Source organism: Kitasatospora sp. NPDC093558 (genome assembly GCF_040683475.1).
Classification (GTDB): Bacteria; Actinomycetota; Actinomycetes; order Streptomycetales; family Streptomycetaceae; genus Kitasatospora.
The window spans coordinates 1-14,292 of the sequence record NZ_JBFBDY010000146.1; the positions used below are offsets into that span (position 1 = coordinate 1).

Genomic DNA, 14,292 nt, shown 5'->3' on the forward strand with positions numbered 1-14,292 from the left:
GCCCCGGACCCACGGCGAGGGTCCGGGGCTGCGGCGTTTCGGGGGCTGCGCGTTTCCGGGGAGCGTGGGGACGACAAACAGGTAACAGATAACAGATGACAACTTTCGTCATCTGTTATCTGTTACCTGTTTGTCGTTCGGGGACCTGCCGGCGTCAGGCCGTGCGCCCCAGCGTCGCCAGGTAGGCGCGCCAGCCGCCGTGGTGGGTGATCTCGCGGTGGACGCCGCGCTCCAGCTCCCCGCGGGCGAGCAGCATCGACAGGCACGCGGAGCCGTCGTCGAGCTTGATCACGCCCAGTTCCAGCTCGCGCGGCTCGCCGGGCAGGATGACGTCGCGCAGCCGCTCCAGGCTGATGTCGTACAGCTCGCCGTCGATCGCGCTGTCCACGTCCGGGTCCGCCAGCAGCCCCGGGCAGACGTCCGTCCCGCCACTGTGGTCGATGGAGAAGAAGCGGTAGCCGGGGGCGGTCCGGGCCGGGCCGACCAGCGCGTCGGCGACCTTGGCGTGGAACGGTCCGCCGACCATCGCCTGGCCGTTGAAGAAGATGCGTGCCATGGGTGAGCTCCTCACGAGAACAAAGGCAGTGACGCGTCGAAAAAAGGCCGTTCCGCACGGCGACGAGAGGACAGGTGGATTCGTCGCCGTACGGAACGGAGTAGTGGTCCGCCGGGATGCGCCACCGCGGCAGACGAGCGGCGGTGGCGCCGGCGGATAGGTTGAGGTCAGTCCAGCAGGGGAAGCGCGGGGAGGGTCAGGAAGTCCGCGAACTCCTCGGCCAGGGCGACCTGTTCGAAGAGCTTGGCGGCCTCGCGCCAGCGTCCGCCGGCGTAGCCGGCCTCGCCCAGTTCGGCGCGGAGCTCGGCCAGCTCCGTGGCGACCAGCCCGCGCACCAGCTCGGCGGTGGCCTTCTCGCCGGTGTCGGAGAGCACGACGCCGTTGTGGATCCACTGCCAGATCTGCGAGCGGGAGATCTCGGCGGTGGCCGCGTCCTCCATCATGTTGAAGATGCCGACGGCACCGAGGCCGCGCAGCCACGCCTCGATGTAGCGGACACCGACCTGGACGGCGTTGTGCAGCCCCGCGTGGGTGCAGGTGCCGCCGGCGCCCGCGATGTCGAGCAGCTGGGCGGCGGTGACCGGCTCGGAGGGCCCGGGGTTGTCCTTCTGGTTGGGCCGCTCGCCGAGCACGGCGTCGAAGCAGGCGCGGGCGACCGGGACGAGGTCCGGGTGGGCGACCCAGGAGCCGTCGAAGCCGTTGCCGGCCTCGCGGTCCTTGTCGGCCCTGACCTTCTCCAGGGCGGCCGCGTTGACCTCGGGGTCCTTGCGGCTGGGGATGAACGCGGCCATGCCGCCGATCGCGTGGGCGCCGCGCTTGTGGCAGGTCTGCACGAGCAGGCGGGTGTAGGCCGCCATGAACGGCGAGGCCATGGTGACGCTGTTGCGGTCCGGCAGGATGTAGTGCTCGCCGGCGTCGCGGAAGTTCTTGACGATGGAGAACAGGTAGTCCCAGCGCCCGGCGTTGAGGCCCGCGGCGTGCTCGCGCAGCTCGTAGAGGATCTCGTCCATCTCGAACGCGGCGGTGATCGTCTCGATCAGGACGGTGGCGCGGACGGTGCCGTGCGGGAGGCCGAGCTGGGCCTGGGCGTGCGTGAACACGTCGTTCCAGAGCCGGGCTTCGAGGTGGCTCTCGGTCTTCGGGAGGTAGAAGTACGGGCCCGAGTTGGGGTCCTCCGCGCCCTTGGCGAGCAGCCGGGCGGCGTTGTGGAAGAAGTAGAGGCCGAAGTCGAAGAACGCGCCGGCCACCGGGACGCCGTCGACGAGCAGGTGGTTCTCGTCGAGGTGCCAGCCGCGCGGGCGGACCACGACGGTGGCGAGTTCGGCGGCGGGCTTGAGCGTGTAGGCCTTGCCCGCGTCGCTGGTGAAGTCGATCCGGCCCTCGTAGGCGTCGATCAGGTTGATCTGGCCGCTGACTACGTTCTCCCAGGTCGGGGAGGTGGCGTCCTCGAAGTCGGCGAGCCAGATCCGCGCGCCCGAGTTGAGGGCGTTGATGACCATCTTCCGGTCGGTGGGGCCGGTGATCTCGACGCGGCGGTCCTGCAGGGCGCGCGGCGCCTCGGCGACCTTCCAGTCGCCGGCCCGGACGGCGGCGGTCTCCGGGAGGAAGTCGAGCGTGCCCGCCTGGGCGATCTCGGCGCGCCGGGCCCTGCGTCGGGCGAGGAGTTCCTGCCGTCGGCCCTCGAACGCGCGGTGGAGGCCGACGACGAAGGCGACCGCCTCCGGAGTGAGCACCTCCTCCGCCCGGTGGACGCGCGGACCGGCGACAGTGACGACCGGAGCGGCGGGGGAGACGCCGGGTCCCTGATCTGTGGCCATGAGCAGGACACTCCTAAGACGGTTGAGCCTGGCGAAGGGAGCTCCGGTGGGAGCCTCCTTGGGGAACTTCCTTGATCCGAACCCACCTGTCGGCGGGTTCGATTCTGTAAGGTGGAGACTAGTTTCCGCGATACAGAATTTCAACGGTTTGTTGATGTGATCGCCGGGACTCTACTCCTCCCCGACAGCGAAGGGAACGCCGGTGGTTGCGACCCCCGACACAGCATCGACGACGGGTGCCGACCGCGCGAGCGGCGGCGTGCAGTCCGTCGAACGCGCCTTCCAGCTCCTGGAGGCGCTGGCCGACTCCGGCGGCGTGGCCACGCTCAGCGAGCTCTCCACCACCTCCGGCCTGCCGATGCCGACCATCCACCGCCTGGTACGTACCCTCGTGCAGCAGGGTTACGTCCGCCAGGACACCGCCCGCCGCTACACCCTCGGCCCCCGGCTGATCCGGCTCGGCGAGACGGCCGGCCGGCTGCTCGGCAGCTGGGCCCGCCCGTACCTCGCCGAACTGATGGAGGCCACCGGCGAGACCGCGAACCTGGCGGTCCTGGAGGGCGGCGAGGTCGTCTACGTCGGGCAGGTGCAGTCGCGCCGCTCGATGCGGATGTTCACCGAGGTCGGACGGCGGGTGCAGCCGCACTGCACCGGCGTCGGCAAGGCGCTGCTCGCCCAGCTGCCCGAGGAGGAGGCGCGCGCCATACTCGGCCCCAACGTGCTCCCCGCGCACACCGAGTACACCGTCACCGACCCGCAGGAACTGATGCGCCAGCTCGCCGAGGCGCGCGAGCGCGGGTACGTCGTCGACGACCAGGAGCAGGAGATCGGGGTGCGCTGCATCGCGCTCGCCGTCCCGGGCGCGCCGACGCCGACCGCGCTGTCGGTCTCCGGCCCGGAGGCCCGCATCCGGGCGCTGGAGCAGCAGGACGGCGCGGCGTCGCTCGTGTCGGTGATGCACAAGATCGCGGCCCGGCTGGGGCAGGTCCTCGCGCCCTGACGGACGGTCGGTCGACGCGTCGGGCGCGGGAAGTCGGACCGGTCGACTTCCCGTGCGCGTGTTCCTCCGTTCGAGCGGACGGAGGGCGGGTTGCGCCGAGCGCCGCCCGCCCCTCGGCCACCCTGGTGCGGACGCGGCCCGCGACGGCGCGGGCGGCCCGCTGCGAGGGAACGGTGAACGGCGATGGAGCGCAGGCCCAGGCGAGCACGCGGCAGGGCGGGGAACGGGACGTGGCCGGCGGTGGCCGTGGCGGCGGGCTGCGTGGTCGCGACGCTGACGGCCGACCCGTCCTGGGCCGTCCAGCGCCCCGACCCCCGGCCGGCCGCGCAACCGGCGCAGCTGAGCGCGCCCGCCCGGCCGTCCAACTCCGACCTGGAGGTCGTACGACTCGACCCTGACCCCGCGCCGCCCGGCGGCACCACCACGGTGCACGCCTTCGTCGCGAACCTCGGCCCGGAGACCACGGCCTCGCCGTTCACCATCACCGTCGTGCTGCCGAAGGGCGTGACGGCACAGGGCCCCTTCTTCCCCACGGACTGTGCGGACCTGGGCGACGGCCACGTGGTGCGCTGCACGTTCGGGCCCGGTCTGAAGGAGGGGCGCAGCGCGACCGCGCTCGTCCCGGTGCTCCTGTCCCCCGACCTGCAGCTGGGCACGCTGACCGGTGGCTCGGTCAGCGTGTTCAGCCCGGACGACCGGAACGAACGCAACAACCGGCAGTCGTTCGACATCAGGGTCGTCGAGACGGCTGCCGGCTGAGGGCTGGTGTGACCGGGAGGCCTGCCGGTGGGAGGCCTCCCGGTGGGATGTCTACCGGTGGGATGTCTACCGCTTGGAGGCTTAGCGGTACACGCGGACGTAGTCGGCGGCGAAGGTGATCGGGGCGGTCCCCTGCGGCCCGGGGTGGTACTGCCCGGCGCACACCGACAGGTTGAGGATCAGGTACGCCGAGAAGTTCGTGCCGACGCCCTTGCCGTCCGAGAACACCTTGACGCCGTTGACGTACCAGTCCACCGAGTTGGCGCCGTAGTAGGTGCCGATGGTCACCCACTGGTCCGTCGCGACGGCGCTCGCGTCGGTGTAGTAGTCGGCGTTGCCCGGGTTGACGTGGTTGGTGAGCTCCAGCAGGTTCGGGTTGTCGGGGTGGTACTCGAAGGAGTCGATCTCCCCGTTGCCGGCCTTCCAGGTCCACAGGGCCGGCCAGGCGCCGGAGCCGGCCGGCATCTTGACCCGGGTCTCGGCGTAGTCGCCGGTCTTGACCTGGAAGCCCTCGCTGGAGCCCTCGGTGGTGAGGAAGCCGGTGTCCCAGGACTGCTTGCCGTTCTCCAGCGTGTTGCTTCCGGGGGTGGCGGTGAAGGTGGCGACGCCGTTGGCCACGCTGACGTTGTTCGGGTTCAGCCAGTCGAGCTTGTTGTCGTCCGGGTTGTGGTTGCCGTACTTGTACGCGCTGGTCTTGTCACCGACCCAGCGCTGGCCCCAGTTGATCGGGCCGTTGAACTCGTCGGACCAGGTCAGCGACTTGCCGGCGATCGGGGAGGACGGCGCCGGGGTGCTCGGGCTCGCGGTGGCGCTCGGGGTGGCCGTGGCGGTGGGGGTGGCCGTGGCGGTGGGGGTCGCCGTGGCAGTGGCGGTGGGGGTGGGGGTGGGGGTCGCCGTGGCAGTGGGCGCCGGGGTGGCGGTCGGGGTCGGCGTCGGCGTCGGGGTGGCAGTCGGGGCCGGGGCCGGGGCCGGGGTGCTGGAGACGACCAGCGGCTGCGAGGCCAGGTTGTGCCACGCGCCGCCGAAGTCCTGCCAGAAGCCGAACTCGGTGTAGCTGCCGGCCGGGAGCGCGCGCGAACCGCTGGTGAAGGTCTGGCCCCAGGGGCAGATCGTGACGTTGGCGGCGTTGCCGGGGAAGTCGAGGTTGTTGCCCGCCGCGTCGCGCACGCCGACGCCGACGGTCTTGGCGACGAAGCAGGACGAGGAGTGGACGGTGAGGGTCGCGGCGGCGGCCTGGCCGGCGACCATCGTGGCCGGGGCGAGCCGGTCCTGGGTGACGCTCGGGCCGGTGGCGGCCTGGGCACCGGGCGCGGCCTGGAGGCCGAACAGGCCGGCTCCGGTTATGGCGAGCGCGCCGGTGGCGGCGAGGGCGGCGTAGCGGCCGCGGTGGGACGGGCGGGCGTGGCGGGGCGCGGGGCGCGGGGCAGGCTGGTGCATGGGGTGTCCTCTGCGACGCCTGCGAGGTGAGCTGTCGGGTTCGGGCTGAGAGGTCGCCCGGCCGCTGTGGGTGCGGCTTCACCCCAAGCCGCGGCCCGGACGCGCGAGGGCGTGCCGGATCGTGGCGCTGACCTTGGTTCCCCCGCTCCCGTCCGCTGTGGTGCTCGGTTGCGCGCCGTCGGGTGGACGGGACTCGGCGTCCCGGCGGCGGGGTCCGCGAGGGCGGACGACCGTTGCAGGCTAGGCAGTCCGTCCGTGAACGGACAACTGATCGCGGCCGGTTGTCGCGCAGCTCACAGTCGTGTCGATCAAGTACGGTGCGCAGTGGATCAGTTGGTGGGCCGGTGGGAGGACTTCGGGCGGGCCGGTCGGGCGCGTGCGGGCGGGCCGGGCGGGCGCGCGCGGGCGGGCGGGGAGGCCGCGGGCGTGCCGGTCGCACACCGTGGCGGTCACCCCGGTGGCGGACGGTGCTCTGGCGGGGTCTGCGGCGTGACGGTGACGGAGGGTGCGTCTTCACTGGTGGCGACCGTGCGGGCTCGCCCGATCGGATAAATTGGAGGTTCGACATCCACCGCAGTGCACAAGAGCACCCGCACCTCCCGCCCTTCCGCCCCCGCCCTCCCGCAGAGACGAGGAACCGCCACACCATGACCGCGCCCCTGCCCGCCTTCGCCGGCCGCACCTACCTCTTCCGGGCCGACAACGGCGCGGCCTTCCGCAACGCCTACTCGGCCGACGGCAAGCGGCTGCGCTGGGAGGGCCTGGGCGAGTCGGCGGGCCAGTGGGAGGACGTGCAGCTCCACGTCGCCGAGGTCGCGCCCGAGGTGTACTTCGTCAGCTGGACCGAGCAGAGCGGCATCACCGTCAGCCACGTGATGGACCTGGTCCGGCTGACGGTGCGCGCGTTCTGGACCTTCGAGGGCGAGGGCGGCCGGGTCGGTGAGCTCCACACGGGGACGCTGGAGCGGGTGGCCTGAGCCCTGACGGTTGCCGGGCCCGGTGACCGTCAGGCTGCGGGGGCCGGCTGGCCCGGCTGATTCGGCTGGCCCGGCTGGTTCGGCTGGTTCGGGACCTTGAGGTGCTCGGAGAGCCACTGCAGCGACGACGGCAGCAGCTTGCTCCACGTCTCGAAGTTGTGGCCACCGGTCTCCAGCATGCTGTACGAGACCTTCAGCGGGCCCGGGCTCTGCACCGCGTCGACGAAGGCCTCGGTGTCGCGCTTGTAGTCGCCGTCACCCTGCTTGGTGCCGGCCAGCAGGACGGACGCCTTGGGCTGCGGCAGGTTCTTGAGCCGCCACATCAGGTCGGCCTCGTCGCGGCGCTGCCGACTGCCGCCGAAGAGGTCTCCGGTGGTCGGGTCCTCGGCGGCGCGGTAGTAGCCGGAGAGGGAGACGGCGGTCGGGAAGACGTCCGGGTGGCGCATGGCGAGCTTGACCGCGCAGTAGCCGCCGGTGGAGTTGCCCATGAAGGCCCAGGCCTGCGGGTCGGCGGAGACCCGGAAGCTCGCCTGGATCGCCGAGGGGACGTCCTTGGTGAAGTAGGTGTCGGACTGCGCGCCGCCGGGGATGTCCTCGCACTCGGTGTCCTGCGGCAGCGCGGGCGAGGGACGCATGAGGACCATGACGGTCGGCTGCATCTTCCCCTCCTGGAGCAGCTTGAGCGCCGCGCCCGGGTAGTTGAACCGCGTGATCAGGTTCTCGGCCTGGCCGGGGAAACCGGTGCTGACGATCACGGCCGGGAACTGGCGCTGCGCGTACTCGGGCTGGAAGTACTGCGGCGGGAGGTAGACGTAGCCCTCGGTGGACAGCCGGGTGGCCTTGCCGTCGATCCGGACCTTGCGGATCTCGCCGGACTTGGCGGGCTCGCGGCCCATCGCGCCGCCGCCCTGGACGGAGGCGTGGCCGATCGTCTCCACGAGCAGGCGGCCGGAGGCGTCCGCCTTGTTGTGGATCACCACCGGGCCGTTGTCCCCGCCGGTGCCGAGGAGGTCGTCCCAACTGCTGTAGAAGGAGAAGTAGTTGTTGGCGACGAGGCCGAGTGCGGCGAGCACGGTGAGCTGGGTGGCGAGCAGCGCGCCGATCCGGCCGACCACCGCCTGCCAGGTCTTCCTGGCGAGTCTGGGCCACAGCCAGACCGTGCCGGCCATCATCACGACGGCTATCAATACGGTCAGCGCCAGCACCTTGTGGCTCGTCAGACCCATGTCCTACTTGCTCCCACGCCTCGAACCCACACCCCCGCCGCTAGGACTTCCGGGGCACCTTCCCCGGTTCCCCGTCGGGGCGCGATCTTCCACCCTAGCGGGCCGGGGTGGTGGGTGACAGATGACAGATTTCAGATAACAGATTCTGAAATCTGTCATCTGAAATCTGTTATCTGCAAGTTGCCGCCTCGTCGTCGGCATCGGCGTCGAGCCCCCGCCTACCGCAGCCTTCGAGGGCCGCTGACACGCAGCAGGCTCACGCCGCACGACTCCACAGGCGCAGTCCCCCGGTGAGTTCGCGCATGCAGCGCGCACCGAGGTCCTGAGGCGAGCCGGGGCCTGTCGTGGGGGCGTCGGAGAGGGCCCACTCCTCCAGAGCGACCCGGATGGCGGCGGTCGCCGCAGCCGCGGCGAGCCGGATCTCCAGTGCGTCCGCGCCAGGCGGGCAGCGCTCGGCGAGGACTCCGCGCAGCCGCTCCTCGGAGTCGGCGTGCACGCGCTGCCAGGTGCTCGCCAGGCTGGGGTCGCGCAGCAGGCTGCGCGTCCAGTGCATCGCCTCGGCGGCGGACTCGTCGGCCGGGGTCAGCGAGGCGACCGCCGAACGCTCCAGCGCCTCGACCACCGGCAGGTCGGCGGAGCTCTCCGCGAACAGCTCGACCCAGCGCCGCCCGCCGGCCGCGAGCAGCGGGGCGACGGCGTCCTCCTTGACCGAGAAGTACCGGTAGAAGGTGCGCAGCGAGATGCCCGCCGCGTTGGCGATCTCCTCGGCGGTGGTCGCCTCGGCGCCCCGTTCGGCGAAGAGCGCGGCGGCGGTGCGGGCGATGTCCAGCCGGGTGGCGTCGCGGCGGCGCTGGGTCAGGGAGGGGCGTCCGGTCACGGGCTCAGCGTACGCGCCCCATGCCATGGTGACACTTCCTGCCGTAGTGACGTGTCCAGACTTATTGGCACGTTATGCCATCCAGGCGTACCGTGTCTCTCGAGGTCGAGAGACCACGGGAACGAACGGAGTACCACCATGGAGCGCTTCAGCGGACGCAACGTCCTGATCACCGGCGGCGGCTCGGGCATCGGCCAGGCCACCGTGCACCGGATCCTCGCCGAGGGCGGGAACGTCGTCGCCGTCGACGTCAGTGCGGACGGCCTGCAGAGGACCCTGGACCGCGCGACCGCCGACGGCACCGCCGACCGGCTCACCACCGCGGTGCTGGACATCTCGGACGAGGCCGCCGTCGTCGCGGGCGTCGCGCAGGCCGTCGCGGGCCTCGGCGGGCTGGACGTCCTGGTCAACGCGGCCGGCATCCTCCGGTCCTCGCACACCCACGAGACCAGCCTGGAGTTCTGGAACAAGCTCCTCGCGGTGAACCTGACCGGCACCTTCCTGATGACCCGCGAGGCACTTCCGGCGCTGCTCGCGGGCGGCAACGGCGTGGTGGTCAACTTCAGTTCCACGTCGGCGAGTTTCGCCCACCCGTACATGGCCGCGTACGCCGCGACCAAGGGCGGCATACAGTCCTTCACGCACGCCATCGCGTCGGAGTACTCGAAGCAGGGGCTGCGCGCGGTGTGCGTCGCGCCGGGCAGCATCGACAGCGGCATGACCAACAACCCCGGCCTGCCCGCCGACACCGACTTCAGCCTGCTCGCCAAGCTCGCCCCCGCCCTCGGCCAGGGCTTCGCGGGGCCGGAGACCGTGGCGGGCGTCATCGCGATGCTGGCGTCGGACGACGGCGCGTTCGTCACCGGCACCGAGATCCGCATCGACGGCGGCACCCACATGTGACCGTCGGACCGGGCGTGACGGCCGACGGGTAACGGCTAACGGATGACAGCTGACAGATAACAGATTTCGAAATCTGTTATCTGTCAGCTGTTCGCCGTCGCCCCCGGCCCTCCGTGCCGGCTCACAGACGCGGACGTCCCTGGACCGGGCACGTGGGCGCGGACCGGGTGGTGCAGCGTGCCGAGGTCAGGTCGTCCGTGCGTGGGCCCGGCGGCCTCGCGGCGTGGTGCCGTGGCGGGCGTCGCGGCGGGCGGCGAGGGCATTGCCGACCGCCAGGATCCCCGCCCCGACCAGGACGAACGCCGCCGCGATCAGGAAGCACGCACCGGCCACCCGCCGGTAGCCGCCGTGCACGGCGGGGTCGACGAACGGATACGGGTACCAGCCGACGGCCCACCCGCGGAGCAGCGTGTAGACCAGGTAGACCAGCGGGAACCCCAGCCACCACAGCCCCGCCCTCGGGCGCAGGCGCCGCTCCGGCGGGTCGATCAGCCAGTCGGCGAGCACGACGAGCGGCATCACGCGGTGGAGCACGTCGTTCACCCACGGGATCGCCAGCTGCTCCGGGTACTTGGCGAGCACCGTGCCGTAGACCAGCCCGGTGATCACCAGGTAGAGCACGACCGCCCCGCGCACCAGGCCCGGAAGGGGGCGCTGGCCGGTCAGGCCCGCCCAGCCGCCGAGCGCCAGGACGACGACCCCGGCCAGGTTGCTGAGGACGGTGAAGTAGCCGAAGAAGTTCACGACGCCGGTGGGGTCGGTCGCCGCGTGATAGCCGGAGAAGCCGAGGGCGACGGCCGCGAGCGCGGCGACGGCGAGCCGGGCGGGAGCGAGCCACGTGTGCATCGTCGGGCCGCCTTCCTGGGGGTGGCGTGGTCCGTCGGGGTACTCGGATTGAAACCCGGGTCGGCGGAGTCGGCCACAGGAGGCGCGAGGCGGGGCGTCGGCCTCAGGGGGTGCGCCAGTCGGCGGCGAAGGCGGTCGCCGGGTTGGTGGTCAGCAGCAGATCGGGGAGCTCGGGGCCGAACGTGCGGCCAAGGCGCGGGGCGAGGTCAGTGAGCAGCCGGGTGGGGCCGCCGGCCCGGCGGGCGGTGCGCGTGGTGGTGTCGGCGCCGAGGAGCAGCCGCTCGGCGTGGCCCGCATCGACGAGGTCGGCGATGAGGTCGAATGCCTGGTGGTCCTCGGGGTGCCCGGCCCGCGAGGGACTGTCCAGGGCCAAGTAGACACCCTCGTGGGCGAGTTCGCGGTGCAGACGGACGTCGGGCAGGCGGGTGAGGTGGCCGAGGACGATCCGGTCGAGCGGGACCCGGTGCCGGGCGTGCAGCCAGAGCAGCACGAAGTGCGGGTCGCCGCCGGGTTCGAGGTGGACGGCGACCGGTGCGCCGGTGGCGTGGTGAGCCTCGGCGGCGGCCGTCATGACCAGGCGCGTGTGCGCGCTGCTCACGCCCGCATCGCACGCGACCTTGATCAACCCGGCCCGGACGCCCTCGGGTGCGGCCGGGAGTCCGGTGGTCAGCTCGGCGATGAAGCGCGCGGCGAGTCCGTCGTACCGGGCGGAGAGCGTACGGGCGTCCGCGGCGTAGTGGACTGCCTGGTGCATTCCGGTGGCGGCGACGATGTGGACGCCGGTCGTGCGGGACAGGCGGGCGAGCTCGCCGGAGCCGCGTCCCATGCCGTGCGGGGTCCACTGGACGACCGTCCGGCCGCCGGCTGCGGCGAAGGAGCACAGGACGTCCTCGGCGGCGGCCGGGTCGTCGAGTTCCTCGTCGGGGAGCAGCGGGCTGCGGATGAACAGGTGGTCGTGGGAGTCGGTGACGCCGAGCTCGGCGGGGTCGAGGTCGCCCAGGACCGTGCGGACCGCGGCGCTCACGCGTCGGCCCCCTGCCGTATGTCCTCGCCCTCGGCGCACTGCGGCTGCGGCTGCGGCTGCGGGGTTTCGGCGAAGGTCGCGGTGGCGACGCGCAGGCCGGCCAGGGCCTTGGGGACCCCGACGTAGGGAGCCAGGTGGACGATCACCTCGGTGATCTCCTCGCGCGTCATCCCGATCCGCAGACTGTTGCGGACGTGGTCGGCGAGCTGCGGCTCGACGCCGCCGAGAGCGGTGAGCGCGGCCAGGTTCGCCACCTGACGGTCGCGCAGGGCGAGGCCGGGGCGCTGGTAGGTGCCGCCGAACAGGGCCGTGACGATCCAGTCGGGGAACCCCGGGGCCAGGCCGTCGAGGCCGTCCAGGGTCGACGCGGCGGCCGGCCCCGCGAGGTCGGCGAGCAGGGCGTACCCGGCCTCGCGGTCGAGCGGGGCGGGAGTGAGGCCGGCGGGCACGAGGGATTCGGCGGCGGACGTCGCGTTGGAGGACGTTTCGGGTGCGGGCGTCATGGGGCGGCGGGTCCTCTCACCAGTGGCGGTCGACGGGGAACCGGGTCGGGTTCGTGTTCGGACGGGTGCAGCTCCCGGCAGCGGCGATTCGGGCGGGGTGAGCCGGGCGGGGTGAGCCGGAAGCGGCTCGGATCCGGGCCTCAGGCCGTCCGGTGCGCCCCGAGCAGGGCGAGGGCGCCGCGGACGGCCTGCTCGAAGGGCTCGGCACGGTCGGCCGCGCGGGCGAGCACGTAGCCGCCCTGGACGACGGCGACCAGCGCGGCCGCCGTGTCCGCCGGATCGACGCCGGGGACGAACTCGCCCGCCGCCTGGCCCTCGGCGACGAGCTCGGCGATCCGCCCGCGCAGCCAGTCGAACGTCTCCTCGACCGGCGCCCGCAGCTGCGGGTCGGCGACGACGTCCGGGTCCTGCGCCATCCGGCCGATCCGGCAGCCGCGCAGCACGTCGCGGTCGCGGTGCAGGTAGGCGGCGATGCGGTCGTAGGCGCTGCCCGGGGAGACGAGGTCGGCTTCCGCGACGGCCCGCATCTGCTCGGCGCTGCGGCGCAGGGCGGTCGCGGCGAGGTCGGGCTTGCCGGTGAAGTGGTGGTACATGCTGCCCTGGCCGACGCCGGCGCGCTGCTGGATGGCCTTGGGGCTGGTGCCGACGTAGCCGCGTTCCCAGAGGAGTTCCTGGGTGCTCTCGATGAGACGGTCCTGGGTTGCCATGTGGATCACTGTACATACCAGTAGGTACAGAGCGCCAGCGGTTTCCTCCGGGCAGTGGCTCGACGTCGCCGCACACCCGCCCCGCGGGACGACCGAGGGCCGTGCGCCGCCCCCCGGCGGCCACGGCCCCTCGCCCGTTCGTCATCCCCCGCACCACCCGATGGCATACCGCCCATGCCGGTGGCACGCGTCACGTCACACCGTGTCACAACCGCGGCGGACCCCGGGCGCCAGTGCGAGAGAGGGCGACTACCAAAGGCACACAAGGCCTTGATCCACGCTCACCGGCTGGCAAGATGTCCGGCATGAGCTACCTCGCCTCGGATGACCGCTATGGCTCGATGACCTACCGCAAGGCCGGGCGCAGCGGCGTGCAGCTGCCCGCCGTCTCGCTCGGCCTCTGGCACAACTTCGGCGACGCCCAACCGCTGGACGTCCAGCGGGCGGTGCTGCGCCGCGCCTTCGACCGCGGGATCACCCACTTCGACCTGGCGAACAACTACGGCCCGCCGTACGGCAGTGCGGAGCGCAACTTCGGGTACCTCTTCGCGCAGGACTTCCGCCCGTACCGGGACGAGCTGTTCATCGCCACCAAGGCCGGCTGGGACATGTGGCCCGGGCCGAACGGCAACGGGGGCAGCCGCAAGTACCTGCTGGCCAGCCTGGACCAGTCGCTCGGGCGGATGGGGCTCGACTACGTCGACGTCTTCTACTCGCACCGGTACGACCCGGACACCCCGATCGAGGAGACGATGGGCGCGCTGGACAGCGCGGTCCGCTCGGGGAAGGCGCTGTACGCGGGCATCTCCAACTACCCGGCGGAGCAGCACCGGGAGGCGGTGGCGATCCTGCGGGAGCTGGGGACGCCGGTGCTGATGAACCAGTCGGCGTACTCGATCCTCAACCGGTCCGTGGAGGAGGGCGTGCTGGATGCCGTCGGCGACACCCAGACCAGCCTGATCGCGTACTCGCCGCTCGCACAAGGCCTCCTGACGGACCGCTACCTCTCGGGTGCGGTGCCGGCCGGGTCGCGGATGTCGGTCGGGAAGTTCCTGCGCGAGGAGGCGCTCGACGGGGCTCGGCTGGAGCAGCTACGGGCGCTCGCCAAGGTCGCCGAGGGGCGCGGGCAGACGCTCGCCCAGCTCGCGCTCTGCTGGGTGCTGCGCGACCCGCGGGTGGTGTCGGTGATCATCGGGGCGAGCAGCGTCGCACAGCTGGACCAGAACATCGACGCGCTGAACGGCGGCCCGCTGACGGCCGACGAGCTCGCGGAGATCGACCGGCTGAGCCGGTGACCGGCGGGCGGTGAGGCGGGGCGGCCCGGGCAACAAGTGACAGGTGACAGACGACAGATAACAGATTTCAAAATCTGTTATCTGTCGTCTGTTATCTGTTTTCCGTCAGCTGTCCGGCCGGCCCCTCACACCGCCGGCGTGTACTTGTAGCCGACCCGGCGGACCGTCACGATGGTGTCGCGGTAGGCCGAGCCGAGCTTGCGCCTCAGGCGGGCGACGTGCACGTCCACCGTCCGCCCGTCGCCGACGTGGCCGTAGCCCCACACGGCGGAGACCAGGTGGTCGCGGGTGTGCACCCGCTGCGGGTGCTCGGTGAGGTGCGCGAGCAACTCGAACTCCAGGTACGTCAGGTCGAGCAGCCGCCC

General features: G+C 72.1%; 15 protein-coding genes and 1 riboswitch. Of the genes, 5 read left to right on the forward strand and 10 right to left on the reverse strand.

The genetic code is table 11. The features are described from left to right. Positions 1 to 154: 154 nt before the first annotated feature. Positions 155 to 556 (reverse strand): gamma-glutamylcyclotransferase, encoded by a 402-nt coding sequence (locus AB0O00_RS16640; RefSeq protein WP_363652355.1) that lies wholly within the window; start codon positions 554 to 556, stop codon positions 155 to 157. A gap of 167 nt (positions 557 to 723) precedes the next feature. Continuing rightward, the gene (gene aceB / locus AB0O00_RS16645; protein ID WP_363652357.1) at positions 724 to 2,373 is read right to left on the reverse strand and encodes a malate synthase A; all 1,650 of its coding nucleotides are present in this window, start codon (positions 2,371 to 2,373) and stop codon (positions 724 to 726) included. A gap of 202 nt (positions 2,374 to 2,575) precedes the next feature. Between aceB and AB0O00_RS16650 the strand changes: the two genes are divergently transcribed. Together AB0O00_RS16650 and AB0O00_RS16655 are read left to right on the forward strand one after the other, a co-directional pair. Beyond that, complete coding sequence (locus AB0O00_RS16650) at positions 2,576 to 3,373, forward strand: IclR family transcriptional regulator (protein WP_363652359.1); 798 nt, start codon at positions 2,576 to 2,578, stop codon at positions 3,371 to 3,373. 240 nt (positions 3,374 to 3,613) lie between these two features. Beyond that, positions 3,614 to 4,132 carry a hypothetical protein gene (locus AB0O00_RS16655; RefSeq protein WP_363652360.1) on the forward strand — a complete coding sequence of 173 codons (519 nt, stop codon included), beginning with the start codon at positions 3,614 to 3,616 and terminating at the stop codon, positions 4,130 to 4,132. An 81-nt stretch (positions 4,133 to 4,213) separates the two neighbouring features. Here AB0O00_RS16655 and AB0O00_RS16660 read toward each other — a convergent pair whose 3' ends face one another. After that, entirely contained in the window at positions 4,214 to 5,569 is a 1,356-nt protein-coding gene (locus AB0O00_RS16660; protein WP_363652362.1) for a glycoside hydrolase family 16 protein, read from the reverse strand. 1 nt (position 5,570) lies between these two features. Continuing rightward, a riboswitch (cyclic di-AMP (ydaO/yuaA leader) is annotated at positions 5,571 to 5,742 on the reverse strand. Positions 5,743 to 6,216: 474 nt separating this feature from the next. Between AB0O00_RS16660 and AB0O00_RS16665 the strand changes: the two genes are divergently transcribed. Further along, positions 6,217 to 6,546, forward strand: a complete 330-nt coding sequence (locus AB0O00_RS16665) for a MoaF N-terminal domain-containing protein (RefSeq protein ID WP_363652364.1) — start codon at positions 6,217 to 6,219, stop codon at positions 6,544 to 6,546. Between the two features lie 29 nt (positions 6,547 to 6,575). On the opposite strand, the gene AB0O00_RS16670 is transcribed toward AB0O00_RS16665, so the two are convergent. Then, a complete protein-coding gene (locus AB0O00_RS16670) occupies positions 6,576 to 7,772 on the reverse strand; it encodes an alpha/beta hydrolase-fold protein (RefSeq protein ID WP_363652366.1) in 1,197 nt (398 codons plus the stop codon). Between the two features lie 256 nt (positions 7,773 to 8,028). Beyond that, entirely contained in the window at positions 8,029 to 8,649 is a 621-nt protein-coding gene (locus AB0O00_RS16675) for a TetR family transcriptional regulator (RefSeq protein ID WP_363652368.1), read from the reverse strand. Positions 8,650 to 8,787: 138 nt separating this feature from the next. Between AB0O00_RS16675 and AB0O00_RS16680 the strand changes: the two genes are divergently transcribed. After that, entirely contained in the window at positions 8,788 to 9,552 is a 765-nt protein-coding gene (locus AB0O00_RS16680; RefSeq protein ID WP_363652370.1) for an SDR family oxidoreductase, read from the forward strand. A 186-nt stretch (positions 9,553 to 9,738) separates the two neighbouring features. Here AB0O00_RS16680 and AB0O00_RS16685 read toward each other — a convergent pair whose 3' ends face one another. From AB0O00_RS16685 to AB0O00_RS16700, 4 genes are all read right to left on the reverse strand, one after another. Next, positions 9,739 to 10,398, reverse strand: coding sequence for a Pr6Pr family membrane protein (locus AB0O00_RS16685; RefSeq protein WP_363652372.1), 660 nt, complete (start codon positions 10,396 to 10,398; stop codon positions 9,739 to 9,741). Positions 10,399 to 10,501: 103 nt separating this feature from the next. Further along, on the reverse strand, positions 10,502 to 11,422 hold the full coding sequence (locus AB0O00_RS16690) for a phosphotriesterase (protein WP_363652374.1): 921 nt from the start codon (positions 11,420 to 11,422) through the stop codon (positions 10,502 to 10,504). Beyond that, the gene (locus AB0O00_RS16695) at positions 11,419 to 11,925 is read right to left on the reverse strand and encodes a carboxymuconolactone decarboxylase family protein (protein WP_363652376.1); all 507 of its coding nucleotides are present in this window, start codon (positions 11,923 to 11,925) and stop codon (positions 11,419 to 11,421) included. The genes AB0O00_RS16690 and AB0O00_RS16695 overlap by 4 nt, the downstream gene beginning before the upstream one ends. Positions 11,926 to 12,065: 140 nt before the next feature. Beyond that, positions 12,066 to 12,632: a TetR/AcrR family transcriptional regulator gene (locus AB0O00_RS16700; protein WP_363652378.1), complete on the reverse strand. Its 567-nt coding sequence runs from the start codon at positions 12,630 to 12,632 to the stop codon at positions 12,066 to 12,068. A gap of 305 nt (positions 12,633 to 12,937) precedes the next feature. Here AB0O00_RS16700 and AB0O00_RS16705 point away from each other — a divergent pair, with 305 nt between their 5' ends. Then, a complete protein-coding gene (locus AB0O00_RS16705) occupies positions 12,938 to 13,927 on the forward strand; it encodes an aldo/keto reductase (RefSeq protein WP_363652379.1) in 990 nt (329 codons plus the stop codon). Between the two features lie 125 nt (positions 13,928 to 14,052). Here AB0O00_RS16705 and AB0O00_RS16710 read toward each other — a convergent pair. Then, positions 14,053 to 14,292: helix-turn-helix domain-containing protein (locus AB0O00_RS16710; RefSeq protein ID WP_363652381.1), on the reverse strand; the 240-nt coding region annotated here is incomplete at its 5' end.